At 61.5% G+C, this 12,186-nt stretch carries 10 protein-coding genes; 5 read left to right on the top strand and 5 right to left on the bottom strand.

Annotation, left to right across the window (positions count from 1 at the left end):
• Window positions 1-80 precede the first annotated feature (80 nt).
• The 3 genes from msbA to hldE all read left to right on the top strand — a co-directional run bounded on the left by msbA (window position 81) and on the right by hldE (window position 4,357).
• A complete protein-coding gene (msbA, locus tag ACIOYV_RS30110; protein WP_054053280.1) occupies window positions 81-1,883 on the top strand; it encodes a lipid A export permease/ATP-binding protein MsbA in 1,803 nt (600 codons plus the stop codon).
• 187 nt (window positions 1,884-2,070) lie between these two features.
• Complete coding sequence (locus ACIOYV_RS30105; RefSeq protein ID WP_401329694.1) at window positions 2,071-2,775, top strand: sulfotransferase family 2 domain-containing protein; 705 nt, start codon at window positions 2,071-2,073, stop codon at window positions 2,773-2,775.
• Between the two features lie 160 nt (window positions 2,776-2,935).
• Window positions 2,936-4,357: a bifunctional D-glycero-beta-D-manno-heptose-7-phosphate kinase/D-glycero-beta-D-manno-heptose 1-phosphate adenylyltransferase HldE gene (gene hldE / locus ACIOYV_RS30100; protein WP_401329691.1), complete on the top strand. Its 1,422-nt coding sequence runs from the start codon at window positions 2,936-2,938 to the stop codon at window positions 4,355-4,357.
• A gap of 232 nt (window positions 4,358-4,589) precedes the next feature.
• Here hldE and ACIOYV_RS30095 read toward each other — a convergent pair whose 3' ends face one another.
• From ACIOYV_RS30095 to ACIOYV_RS30080, 4 genes are all read right to left on the bottom strand, one after another.
• Entirely contained in the window at window positions 4,590-5,558 is a 969-nt protein-coding gene (locus tag ACIOYV_RS30095) for a hypothetical protein (RefSeq protein ID WP_054053289.1), read from the bottom strand.
• 32 nt (window positions 5,559-5,590) lie between these two features.
• A complete protein-coding gene (locus ACIOYV_RS30090; protein ID WP_401329688.1) occupies window positions 5,591-6,403 on the bottom strand; it encodes an aldo/keto reductase in 813 nt (270 codons plus the stop codon).
• Entirely contained in the window at window positions 6,400-7,575 is a 1,176-nt protein-coding gene (locus tag ACIOYV_RS30085) for an NAD(P)/FAD-dependent oxidoreductase (RefSeq protein ID WP_401329685.1), read from the bottom strand. The genes ACIOYV_RS30090 and ACIOYV_RS30085 overlap by 4 nt, the downstream gene beginning before the upstream one ends.
• Window positions 7,576-7,778: 203 nt before the next feature.
• Window positions 7,779-8,111 carry a multidrug efflux SMR transporter gene (locus ACIOYV_RS30080; RefSeq protein ID WP_008027887.1) on the bottom strand — a complete coding sequence of 111 codons (333 nt, stop codon included), beginning with the start codon at window positions 8,109-8,111 and terminating at the stop codon, window positions 7,779-7,781.
• A gap of 103 nt (window positions 8,112-8,214) precedes the next feature.
• Between ACIOYV_RS30080 and ACIOYV_RS30075 the strand changes: the two genes are divergently transcribed.
• Complete coding sequence (locus tag ACIOYV_RS30075) at window positions 8,215-9,105, top strand: LysR family transcriptional regulator (RefSeq protein ID WP_054053295.1); 891 nt, start codon at window positions 8,215-8,217, stop codon at window positions 9,103-9,105.
• 22 nt (window positions 9,106-9,127) lie between these two features.
• Window positions 9,128-10,408 carry a lipid IV(A) 3-deoxy-D-manno-octulosonic acid transferase gene (gene waaA, locus ACIOYV_RS30070; protein WP_401329681.1) on the top strand — a complete coding sequence of 427 codons (1,281 nt, stop codon included), beginning with the start codon at window positions 9,128-9,130 and terminating at the stop codon, window positions 10,406-10,408.
• A gap of 175 nt (window positions 10,409-10,583) precedes the next feature.
• On the opposite strand, the gene ACIOYV_RS30065 is transcribed toward waaA, so the two are convergent.
• Window positions 10,584-12,023: a TolC family outer membrane protein gene (locus ACIOYV_RS30065; RefSeq protein WP_401329678.1), complete on the bottom strand. Its 1,440-nt coding sequence runs from the start codon at window positions 12,021-12,023 to the stop codon at window positions 10,584-10,586.
• Window positions 12,024-12,186 lie beyond the last annotated feature (163 nt).

Below are 12,186 nucleotides of genomic sequence, written 5' to 3'. Positions count from 1 at the left end.
ATAACAGCCTTTATGCGTTTGCCAGAACCCTGAAGAAGCTGTGCTAAAGTCAGCGTCCTTTTTATCGACATTCGCGTGATATGACCGACTCCAGTCTCTCCGCAAGCCCATCGAGCTTGAAAATCTACTTCCGTCTGCTCGGCTATGTCCGGCCGTACATCAGTCTTTTCCTGATCAGCATTGTCGGTTTTCTGATTTTCGCTTCGACGCAGCCAATGCTCGGCTACATCCTCAAGTACTTCGTCGACGGTCTGTCCAATCCAGAGGCCGTGCTGTTTCCGACGGTGCCTTACCTGCGCGACCTGCAACTGCTGCAGGCGGTGCCGTTGCTGATCATCCTGATCGCGGCGTGGCAGGGGTTGGGTTCTTACCTGGGTAACTACTTCCTGGCCAAGGTTTCCCTCGGGCTGGTCCACGACCTGCGGGTGCAACTGTTCAACAACCTGCTGGTCTTGCCGAATCGTTACTTCGACAAGCATAACTCGGGTCATCTGATTTCGCGTATCACCTTCAACGTGACCATGGTCACCGGGGCGGCGACAGATGCGATCAAGGTCGTAATCCGTGAAGGCATGACGGTGATCTTCCTGTTTGGCTCGCTGCTGATCATGAACTGGCGCCTGACGCTGGTGATGGTCGCGATCCTGCCGCTGATTGCCGTCATGGTGCGCACCGCCAGCAAGAAATTTCGCAAACAGAGCAAGAAAATCCAGACGGCCATGGGCGATGTGACCCACGTGTCCTCGGAAACGATCCAGGGCTATCGCGTGGTTCGCAGCTTCGGCGGCGAAGTCTACGAGCAAAATCGTTTCCTGGCAGCGAGCCAGGGCAACACCGACAAGCAACTGCGCATGACCCGTACCGGCGCGATCTACACGCCGCTGCTGCAACTGGTGATCTACAGCGCCATGGCGGTGCTGATGTTCCTGGTGCTGTACCTGCGCGGTGATGCTTCTGCCGGTGACATGATTGCCTACATCACCCTGGCCGGCCTGCTGCCCAAGCCGATCCGTCAATTGTCGGAAGTCAGCTCGACCATCCAGAAAGGCGTGGCCGGTGCCGAAAGCATTTTCGAGCAACTGGACGTCGAGCCGGAAGTCGATAACGGCACCGTCGAGCGCGACTCGGTCAGCGGTCGCCTGGACGTGCGCAACCTGAGCTTCACCTACCCGGACACCGATCGCCAGGTGCTCAACGACATCAGCTTCTCGGTCGAACCGGGGCAAATGGTGGCGCTGGTGGGACGCTCGGGCAGCGGCAAATCGACCCTGGCCAACCTGATTCCACGCTTCTATCACCACGACAAGGGCGAGATCCTGATCGATGGCGTTGAAGTGGAACAATACAAACTGCTGAACCTGCGCAAGCACATCGCCCAGGTGACCCAGCATGTGACGTTGTTCAGCGACACCGTGGCCAACAACATCGCCTATGGCGATCTGGCCGGCGCGCCCCGTGAAGACATCGAGAAAGCGGCGAAAGACGCTTACGCCATGGACTTCATCGCGCAGTTGCCGGAAGGCCTGGACACTCAGGTCGGCGAGAACGGCGTGTTGCTGTCCGGTGGCCAGCGCCAGCGTCTGGCGATTGCCCGGGCACTGCTGAAGAACGCGCCACTGCTGATCCTCGACGAGGCCACTTCGGCCCTTGATACCGAATCGGAGCGGCACATCCAGGCAGCGCTGGACCAGGTCATGAAAGGCCGGACCACCCTGGTGATCGCCCACCGGCTGTCGACCATCGAAAAGGCTGACTTGATTCTGGTCATGGATCAGGGCCGCATCGTCGAGCGCGGCACCCATGCCGAACTGCTGGCGCAGAACGGTTACTACGCTCGCTTGAACGCCATGGGCCTCGATGCCCCGGCTGAAGACATCGCCTGATCGGGTACGAGGGTGAGCCCGGCTCACCCTCGCGCTTACCGGACGTGCAATGTGCCCGGTGATTTGTGTCCGAATCCTTACCCTTCTTGACCAAACCTGAATAAAACTCCGCACCGCGCTTGTTAAGGTTCCTGAACGAACTTTTGACTTCAATCGAAGGGGCCATCCCCCTCGCGCGGGTACCGCAATGTTGCAACGATATCTCTGGAAACTATTGCCCAAGCAGCAGCGAGCCTTCCTGCTGGGGCGCCTGTCGGTCGTGGACCGTCAGGTGGTGAACAAGTCGATGTCAGCCAATCTGCAATTCCCCACGTCCTTCGCACAACATGGGTGCCTGTTCATTCATGTGCCCAAATGCGCCGGCAGCAGTGTGTGCGCGGCATTGTTCGACGACTGGAGCCCCGGACACTTGCCGTTGTACTGGTACGAGCAGCAGTTCCCCGAACAGTTTGCCGCCAGTTTCAAGTTCGCTTTCGTCCGCGATCCACTGGAAAGGGCTTACTCGGCTTACGCTTTTCTTCGGGGGAACGAGCTGGGACGGCGCGACCACGCGGCGCAGAAACTGGTGAGTCAGTACCGCGATTTCGACGACTTCGTGGCGCGCTGGCTGCATCCGGAGACGATCAGCCGTCAACTGCATTTTGCCGCTCAGACGGATTTTCTCACCGACTCCCTGGGGCATCTGGCCCTCGACTTCATCGGCTATCAAGAGCACTTGGCGCGGGATTTCGCGCTGGTGTGCGAGCAGTTGAAGCACCCGGTGACGTTGCCTTATCTCAACGGCTCACAGCAGCGCCTGCCAAGGCTGGCCCGCGATTTCTGTTCCGTGCGGACCCGACGGCTGGTGCGCCGGGTGTATCAGCGTGATTACGAGATGCTCGGTTATGAATAAAGCCCGGTCGATTTGAAGACGCCTAGGTCCGGCTTCGGCGATTTTGCTCAATAAATGATCAGAAACCCCTGTCAATTCATCCTGTTGCAGCCGCCGCACAAGCCTGCGCCAACCCTGTGTTAATATCGCGCCCCTGTTCATTTTGTATGTGGGTTGCTCCATGAAGTTGTCCATGCCGCGATTCGATCAAGCCCCTGTCTTGGTGGTCGGCGATGTCATGCTCGACCGTTACTGGCATGGTGGTACCTCACGGATTTCCCCTGAGGCGCCGGTACCGGTGGTCAAGGTCGAGCAAATCGAGGACCGCCCGGGCGGTGCCGCCAACGTTGCTCTCAACATCGCCGCCCTCGGCGCCCCGGCTTCGCTGGTCGGCGTGACCGGCGACGATGAAGCTGCCGACAGCCTGGCCAATAGCCTCAAGGGTGCAGGCGTGCGCGCGTTGTTCCAGCGCATTGCGCACCAGCCGACCATCGTCAAGTTGCGGGTCATGAGCCGTCACCAGCAATTGCTGCGTATCGACTTCGAAGAACCGTTCGCCACCGACGCCCTGGCGTTGGGCGAGCAGGTCGACGAATTGCTCGAAGGCATCAAGGTGCTGGTGCTGTCCGACTACGGCAAAGGCGCACTGAAAAACCATCAGGTGCTGATCCAGGCCGCCCGCGCCCGTGGCATTCCGGTGCTGGCCGACCCCAAGGGCAAGGATTTCTCGATCTACCGTGGTGCGACCGTGATCACGCCGAACCTCAGCGAGTTCGAAGCCATCGTTGGCGGTTGCGCCGATGAGCACGAACTCGTGAGCAAGGGCGCGACCCTGATGCACGACCTCGACCTCGGCGCCTTGCTGGTGACCCGTGGCGAGCACGGCATGACGTTGCTGCGCCCGGATCATCCGGCGTTGCACCTGCCGGCCCGCGCCCGTGAAGTGTTCGACGTGACCGGCGCCGGTGACACGGTGATTTCTACCCTGGCGGCGGCAATTGCCGCTGGCGAAGAACTGCCCCACGCGGTGGCCCTGGCCAACCTGGCGGCGGGCATTGTGGTCGGCAAGCTCGGTACGGCGTGCATCAGCGCGCCGGAACTGCGTCGCGCGATCCAGCGTGAAGAAGGCTCCGAGCGCGGTGTACTCGGCCTCGAACAGCTGTTGTTGGCGGTCGATGATGCCCGTGCGCACAACGAGCGGATCGTCTTCACCAACGGCTGCTTCGACATTCTGCATGCCGGCCATGTGACCTACCTCGAGCAGGCGCGAGCCCAAGGCGATCGCCTGATCGTCGCGGTCAATGACGATGCTTCGGTGAGCCGCTTGAAAGGGCCGGGTCGTCCGATCAACAGCGTTGACCGGCGCATGGCGGTACTGGCCGGTCTGGGCGCGGTGGATTGGGTCATCAGCTTCCCTGAAGGCACCCCGGAAAACCTGCTGCGCGAGGTCAAGCCGGACGTGTTGGTCAAGGGTGGTGATTACGGGATCGACCAGGTGGTCGGCGCGGACATCGTCGCGGCTTACGGCGGGACAGTGAAAGTGCTGGGGCTGGTGGAAAACAGCTCGACGACCGCGATTGTCGAGAAGATCCGCAATAACTGAGAACGACGCGGTCACTGTGGCGAGGGAGCTTGCTCCCGTTGGGGCGCGAAGCGGCCCTAAAACCATACACCGCGATTATTCAGGTTAATCGCATCTGGCCGGTTTACGACTGCTTCGCAGCCGAGCGGGAGCAAGCTCCCTCGCCACAAAGTCAAAAGATCGCAGCCTTCGGCAGCTCTACAGGGTTATATGTACACCTGTAGGAGCTGACGAAGGCTGCGATCTTTTGCTTTTAAGAACCGACTTTTTTACGCGGCACGATTTTCTTCAGCAACTGCTTCGCCTTCCCCCGCAACCGCGCCAATCCTGAATCCTTCCCCGGCGGCGCCAGGCCCTGTTGCCGCACCCAATCCTTCCAGCGAATCCGCTCATCGCGCACCAGCCAGCCTTCCTGCTGGGCAAAGCTCTCGGCCAGGTACAAACCACGGGTGCTCGCCGGGTACAGTTGATCTTTTTTCAGCGTGTAGAGCTCAGCCATCGGCTGGCCATCCTGCAATGGCATCAGGTACAAGTCCGGCCGTTTACGATCCAGCCGTGCCACTAACTGGTCGCCTTCAAGGCGTTCGTCCACATGAAACAGACTCAGGGACTTGGCTTCCTTGGGCACGTCCAGGCGCAAATCGTAGATCAGTTGCAGCGAAGCGGTGGGCAAATGCACATAAGCTCGCGGCCGTTCGATCAACTGCATGTTGGCGCAGCGCACCGGGCGCGCCGAACCGGACAGTGGCGACAGGCGAAACGGCAGGGCTTCGCGGTAATGCAGGGCAGAGGAGTAGGGCGCCGGCAGCCAGGTGTCGTTGAAACGCCCCCCGAGCCAGCCTTCCGGGGTTTCCAGCAGGCACTCTTCGGCAATCTCCTGGATCGCCGTGTGCAGCGGCAGGTTCAACTCATGAGCGGGTACATAACCGGAAATCAGCTTGAGCACCACGTCGCCGCGATCCTGCCGACGCTGACGCACCAGCACCCAATAATCGCGGTTCTGCCAATGCAGGGTCAGGCGCACCGAAACCCCGAGGTTGGCCAGTTCCACGGCGAACCGTTCGCTGTCAGCCACGGCGACCGGGCGACGGCGTTGCAGGGTCTGGGAGAAATTGAGCGGCATCCCCACGCTCTGATAACTCAGGCCTTCGGGAGTCGCTTCGACGTACAACGGCAGGGTCTTGAAGTTGCTCGGATTCTTTCTAATGAGCGTACGCGGCATGTCGGCTCCTGCTTAAGGCCGCGTGGGCGGCGTCAGTTACTACGAAGGACCTGGGCAACGGTCGCGACGTTGTGGGCGAGGTGCAGCGGATTGATGGTCCCGACAATAGCACTGGCAACGCCCGGATGTTCAAACAACAACTCGAAGCTGGCGCGCACCGGGTCCACGCCGGGGCTGAGGCAGACGTGACCGCTGGCGAGGGCTTTTTTCACCAGGATCGCTTTGCCGTGGGAAGCAGCATAGTCAATGACAGCTTTCTCGTTTTGTTCGTTGAGATTGTAGGTGACCATCGCGCAATCGCCCTGTTCCAGAGCCTTCAAGCCGCCTTCGACGGTTTTACCGGAAAAACCGAAACCGCGAATCTTGCCTTCGGCCTTGAGCTCGGCAAGTGTCTCGTAGACTTCGCAGTCGTTGAGGATCGCAAGGTCGTTGCCGTCGGAGTGCACCAGCACCAGGTCGATAAAATCCGTTTCCAGACGTTGCAGGCTGCGCTCCACCGAGAGGCGGGTGTGGGCAGCGCTGAAATCGTGGCGGGACTCACCATCGGCAAACTCTTCGCCGACCTTGCTGACGATCACCCACTCCTGACGCTGACCGCGCAGCAACGGGCCGAGTCGTTCTTCGCTGCGACCGTAGGCCGGGGCGGTGTCGATCAGGTTGATGCCCATGTCGCGGGCGAGCTTGAGCAGCATTCGTGCTTCGTCATCGCCAGGGATCTGGAAACCGTTGGGGTATTTCACGCCTTGGTCGCGACCGAGTTTTACCGTGCCCAGGCCCAAGGGCGAAACCAGCAGGCCGGTGCTGCCCAGCGGGCGATGCAAGTCGTGCAGGGTTTTTACGCTCATGGCAGCAGTTGCTCCCAGGCAGGAACGCCCATCGGTGGTTTTGGCAGATCGGGCAATGGTGCCGACGGGCCGGGTTGAATGCCGTCGCGGGCCAGGCTGGCGATGACGCGATCGGCGAAGTCAGGCGCCAGCGCCAGTTTGGTTGGCCAACCGACCAGCAGCCGACCCTCTTCGGCCAGGAACGCGTTGTCCGGACGGGTCAGGCCGGTTTGCAGCGGCTCGGCACGATCCACGCGCAGGGTCGCCCATTGCACGGTGCTCAGGTCGATCCACGGCAGCAATTGACCGAGTTCTTTCTGCGCCGTGGCGATTTGCTCGGCGGGTTCGCGGGCCACGCCTTCGGCTTCGGCAATGTCACCGCCCAAGTACCAGACCCACTGGCCATCGGCGGCCGGATGGGTGGTGACGGTGATGCGCGGTTTGGTCCCGCCGCCCAGGCAGTGGGCGTACAGCGGTTTAAGGCTCGGGCCTTTGGCGATGATCATGTGCAACGGCCGGCGCTGCATCGCGGGTTGGCTCAGCCCCAATGCTTCGAGCAGCGTGGCGGTGCCGGCACCGGCACTGAGGACGATGCGCTGGGCGCGGATGTCGCGTCCGTCGACGGTCAGGCCGACCAGAATTCCACCTTCCAGCAACGGTTCGATGGTTTGCCCGGCGAGCAAGCCGTCACCGGCCAGATCGGCGAGGCGCTGGATCAGGCTCGGCACGTCGATCACCAGTTCGGCCAAGCGATACACCTTGCCCTTGAAGCGCTTGTCTTGCAGGGCCGGCGGTAGCTGATCGCCCTTGACCTGATCGACCCGCCCGCGCACGGCTTTGCTGGCGAAGAAACTCGTGAGGTTGCCGGCGATCGTGCCCGGGGACCAGAGGTAATGGGCTTCGGACAGCAGGCGCACGCCGCTCAGGTCCAACTCGCCGTCACCGGCCAGCGCTTCACGCCAACGGCGCGGCATGTCGGCGATGGCTTCGGAGGCACCGGTCAGGGCGCCATGCAGCGCGTATTTGGCGCCGCCATGAATGATGCCCTGGGACTTCACACTCTGCCCGCCACCGAGGGTGGCGCTTTCCACCAGCACGGTCGAAAACCCCTGACGGCGCAGACGCGCGTTGAGCCAGAGGCCGGCGACACCAGCGCCGACAATCAGAACGTCGGTGGAAATAACGGATGGCATGCAGCGACCTCAGTGTTCAAGACGAGGGCGCAGTATACAGACTCGAAGATTGGAGGTTTTGCTGGTGATCAATCGATGGCCAGACACAAACCCCTGTGGGAGCGAGCTTGCTCGCGATAGCGGTGGGTCAGTCAACATCGAAGCTGAATGTCATGCCGCCATCGCGAGCAAGCTCGCTCCCACAATGGATCGGGCTTCTGATCTTAGTGCCCGGCGGTTTTGGAGAAGAGCTGGATCACTACGACGCCCAACACAATGAGCGCCATCCCCAACATCGCCGGCACATCCAGCTTCTGCCCATAGATAAACAGCGCCGCGACGCTGACCATCACAATCCCCATCCCGGCCCACACCGCGTAAGCCACACCCACCGGCACGCTGCGCACCACGAGGGTCAGCATCCAGAACGCGATGCCGTAGCCGACGATCACCAGGATCAGCGGCAGGGGCGTGCTGAAACCTTTGACCGCTTTCATCGAAACAGTGGCGATCACTTCGGCGCAGATGGCGATGGCCAGGTAGTAGTAAGCGGTCATGGGGTAATCCTCGTGTGAAGTGTTGCTTTCTGAGGTCGGCATTCTAGAGATTCCCCAGATGCGGTAAAGTCATTACCTATCTGCCATCGAGATAGGTCGAGCCATGAACATGCAATGGAACCTGGAACAGCTGCGCCTGTTTGTCAGCGTAGCGGAGCAGCGCTCGTTTTCGGCGGTGGCGCGAGACCAGCGCAAGGCGCAGTCGGCGGTCAGCAGCTCTATTGCGTTGCTTGAAGAAGACCTCGGCGTGAGCCTGTTCGACCGCAGCAGCGGCCGCCAGCCGAAGCTGACCGAGGCCGGCAGTGCCTTGCTCGAAGAGGCGCGCGAGGTGCTGCGACAGTGTGAGCGTTTGAACGGTCGGGCGCTGGCAATGATGCGCGGCCAGGAAGCACGCATCCGTCTGGCCCAGGATGAGGCGATGCCTTTTCAGCCGATCGTCGACAGTCTCAGCGCGCTCGCGGTGCAGTTTCCCAGCCTGGAAGTGCAATTGTCCAACGGCACCCAGGGCGATGTGGCGAGAAAACTCTTGGAGCGCCGCGCCGATCTCGGTTTGTTGTTCTACCACGACCAGATTCCCGAGGCGCTGGAGCGGCGGGTATTGGGCAGCATCGAAATGGTCACCGTGTGTGGCGTCGGCCATCCCTTGGCGGCGCTGGATGAGGTCAACTGCCAGCAACTGGCCCAACATCGCCAATTGCTGATGGCTGCGCAATCCAGCGTTTATCCCGGTAGCGAGCCGGCCAGCCCGCAGGTCTGGCGCGCTGACAGCTTCTACGTCATCGCCGAATTGCTGATGCGCGGCCTCGGCTGGGCGTGGTTGCCGCGCAACGTGGTGCAGTATTCGGGGTATCAACGGCAGATGGTCGAACTGGTCAGCGAATGGACCCCGCCGGCGCTGGTGGTGGAATTGGTCTGGCGCCGCGACGAACCGCTCGGGCCAGCGGCGCGTTGGTTGGCCGAACGTTTTGCCGTGCACTTGCAGGCGATCGGCTGAAAACCCGATAAACTCCGCCGCCATGAATAGAACTCTCTACACCGCGCTGTTTTATCTGGGGCTGCCACTGGTAGCGATTCGACTGTGGCTGCGTTCGCGCAAGGCGCCGGCGTATGCCAAGCGCATTGGCGAGCGGTTCTCCTACGGGTTGCCGGTCATGAAGCCGGGCGGCATCTGGGTGCACGCCGTGTCCGTGGGCGAAAGCATCGCGGCGGCGCCGATGATCCGCGCCTTGCTGCAACGTTATCCGACGCTGCCGATCACCGTGACCTGCATGACCCCGACCGGCTCGGAACGCATCCAGGCCTTGTTCGCCAACGAGCCGCGCATTCAGCACTGTTATTTGCCTTATGACCTGCCGTGCGCGGCGGCGCGGTTCCTGGATCGGGTTCAGCCGACGCTGGCGGTGATCATGGAAACCGAACTGTGGCCGAACCACATTCACCAATGCGCCAAGCGCGGTATCCCCGTGGCGTTGGCCAATGCGCGGTTGTCCGAGCGCTCGGCCAAAGGCTATGGCCGTTTCCATAAACTGACCGGGCCAATGCTGGCCGAGATGAGCTTGTTTGCGGTGCAGACCGAAGCTGAGGCCGAGCGCTTCCGTTCACTTGGTGCGCGTGCGGAAACCGTCGAAGTCACCGGCTCGATCAAGTTCGACCTGACCATCGACCCGCAACTGCTTCAGAGCGCCGCCGAGTTGCGCGGGCAGTGGCAGGCGCTGGAGCGTCCGGTATGGATCGCCGCCAGCACCCACGAAGGCGAAGACGAAGTGGTGCTGGCGGCCCATCGTCAATTGCTGGCCAGTCATCCCGATACCTTGCTGATTCTGGTGCCGCGTCACCCGGAGCGTTTCAATTCAGTGTTCGAGCTGTGCAAGCAGCAGGGTTTCGCCACGGTGCGGCGATCCACGGGTGAACCGGTGACTGCCGATACTTCGGTGCTGCTGGGCGACACCATGGGCGAGTTGCTGTTTCTGTATGCCTTGGCCGACAGCGCGTTTGTCGGCGGCAGCCTGGTGCCGAATGGCGGGCATAACCTTCTGGAGCCGGCGGCGCTGGCCAAGCCTGTTTTGAGCGGTCCGCACTTGTTCAACTTCCTCGAAATCGCCGCGCAGTTGCGCAGTGCCGGGGCGTCGGCTGAAGTCGATGATGCGGAAGGATTGGCGGTGGCGGTGCAGCGCTTGTTCGAATTGCCGCGAGATGCGCAGCGGATGGCGGAGGCGGGGTTGAAAGTGATGCGCACCAATCAGGGCGCATTGCAGCGGTTGCTGGATGGGTTGGGGCGGTTGATCGACAAATCCTGATCCACCGCTAATCAACCTGTGGGAACAAGCTTCTGTGGCGAGGGGGCTTGCCCCCGTTCGGCTGCGAAGCAGTCGTAAATCAGCAAATGCGTTCTAACTGGCAGATCGCATTCTCAGGGATTGGGGCCGCTTCGCAGCCCAACGGGGGCAAGCCCCCTCGCCACAGGGGTTTTTTTTATTGACCCGGCCGGGCCTTGAGTTGCTCAGCCGCAGCCTTGGCCAGGTCCGGTGGCAGGAAGTCTTTATCCGGGTTGTAGTCAGCCTTGAGATAGCGCGACAGATCCTGCAAATCCCCAGGGTTCAACGTGCCGGCCGCCTGCTTCAGGCGCAGGTTGTCGAGGATGTAGTCGTAGCGGGTGTTGTTGTAGTTGCGCACCGAGGTGTACAGCTGGCGCTGGGCATCCAGCACGTCGACGATGTTGCGCGTCCCCACCTGATAACCGATTTCGGTCGCTTCCACCGCGCTCTGGTTGGAGATGATCGACTGCTTGCGCGCCTGCACCTGCTCGACGTCGGTGTTCACCGCGCGGTGCAGGTTGCGGGTGTTTTCCACCACTTGCCGGCGCAGTTGCTCGCGCTGTTGCTCGGTCTGGTCAAGGCGTGAGTAGGACTCGCGCACCTGGGAATTGATCAGGCCGCCGCTGTAGATCGGGATGTTCACTTGCAGGCCGACGGTGGTCTGTTCGACGTTGCCGCCGTAAGGCTGGCCGAAGGCGCTCGGGTTGCTGAAGCCCAGCGCGTCGTTGTCACCCTTTTCGTATTTCGCTATCGCATCGAGGGTCGGCGCGTGGCCGGCCTTGCGTTGCTTGAGGGTTTCTTCGGCGGCGCTGACCGCGTAGTTGCTGGCCAGCAGATTCAGGTTCTGTTTGGCGGCGGTGTCGACCCAGGCCTTGGCGTCGTTCGGCGCTGGCGGCAGGATCGGCAGTGTATGAACGATGCCCTGGATCGAGTTGTACTGGCGGTTGGTCAGAGTGATCAGCGCTTCAAACGCATCGTCCACCTGACGCTGGGCGAGGATCCGGTTGGCCCGCGCAGTGTCATAACTGGCCTGGGATTGCAGCACGTCGGTCTTGTCCGACAGGCCGACGTCGAAGCGCTCGTTGGACTGGTCGAGCTGGCGCTTGAACGCCGCTTCTTCAGCCTTGGTCGAGGCCAGGTTGTCCTGGCTGCGCAGCACGTTGAAATAGCTTTCCGCCGATTGCAGGATCAGGTTCTGCTCGGTGGCCGACAGTTGCAACGAGGCTTGCTCGTTGACGTCCTTGGCGGCCTGGAACTGGAACCAGCGATCGGCACGGAACAGTGGCTGAGCCAATGTCGCCTGATAGGAGTGGGCATCGCGATTGGCGGTGCCGGACGGCTGATCGAGCTGGGTGCGCACCGAACTCAGGTTGGCCCCGCCCGACAGGTTCGGCAGCAGGCCGGCACGGGCCTGGGGCACGACTTCTTTTTGCGCGCCGTATTGCGCGCGGGCGGCAGCCAGGTCGGCGTTGTTGTCCACCGCTTCCTGATAGACGCTGACAAGGTCGGTCTTGGTGGATAAGGGCGCTTCAGCTGCCCAGGCCATTCCATTGGACGCACAAGACACGGCAAGGGCCAGTGAGAGTTTGCGCAGCATGAGGCCATCCCTAAAAAATTACGCTGATAATTTGAGCGCCAAAGGTAAGGCGCGGCCCGCGTAGCGTCAAGGCGTGGCTAGGCGTAGCGAGTGTAGTTGCACGCGCGTACCGCAACAATCTGCTAATTGCGCCATTCATCATGGTGTTTACCGCGGTGTTGGC

Source organism: Pseudomonas sp. NPDC087342 (assembly GCF_044744265.1).
GTDB classification, from domain to species: Bacteria; Pseudomonadota; Gammaproteobacteria; order Pseudomonadales; family Pseudomonadaceae; genus Aquipseudomonas; species Aquipseudomonas nunensis.
The sequence above is the reverse complement of the archived record's forward strand: the minus strand, read 5'-3'. Positions and strand labels throughout refer to the sequence as shown.

Bases quoted from the DNA above. Each gene is read 5' to 3' on its own strand.
- msbA (WP_054053280.1), top strand. From the start codon at position 81: ATGACCGACTCCAGTCTCTCCGCAAGCCCATCGAGCTTGAAAATCTAC.
- ACIOYV_RS30105 (WP_401329694.1), top strand. From the start codon at position 2,071: ATGTTGCAACGATATCTCTGGAAACTATTGCCCAAGCAGCAGCGAGCC.
- hldE (WP_401329691.1), top strand. From the start codon at position 2,936: ATGAAGTTGTCCATGCCGCGATTCGATCAAGCCCCTGTCTTGGTGGTC.
- ACIOYV_RS30095 (WP_054053289.1), bottom strand. From the start codon at position 5,558: ATGCCGCGTACGCTCATTAGAAAGAATCCGAGCAACTTCAAGACCCTG.
- ACIOYV_RS30090 (WP_401329688.1), bottom strand. From the start codon at position 6,403: ATGAGCGTAAAAACCCTGCACGACTTGCATCGCCCGCTGGGCAGCACC.
- ACIOYV_RS30085 (WP_401329685.1), bottom strand. From the start codon at position 7,575: ATGCCATCCGTTATTTCCACCGACGTTCTGATTGTCGGCGCTGGTGTC.
- ACIOYV_RS30080 (WP_008027887.1), bottom strand. From the start codon at position 8,111: ATGACCGCTTACTACTACCTGGCCATCGCCATCTGCGCCGAAGTGATC.
- ACIOYV_RS30075 (WP_054053295.1), top strand. From the start codon at position 8,215: ATGAACATGCAATGGAACCTGGAACAGCTGCGCCTGTTTGTCAGCGTA.
- waaA (WP_401329681.1), top strand. From the start codon at position 9,128: ATGAATAGAACTCTCTACACCGCGCTGTTTTATCTGGGGCTGCCACTG.
- ACIOYV_RS30065 (WP_401329678.1), bottom strand. From the start codon at position 12,023: ATGCTGCGCAAACTCTCACTGGCCCTTGCCGTGTCTTGTGCGTCCAAT.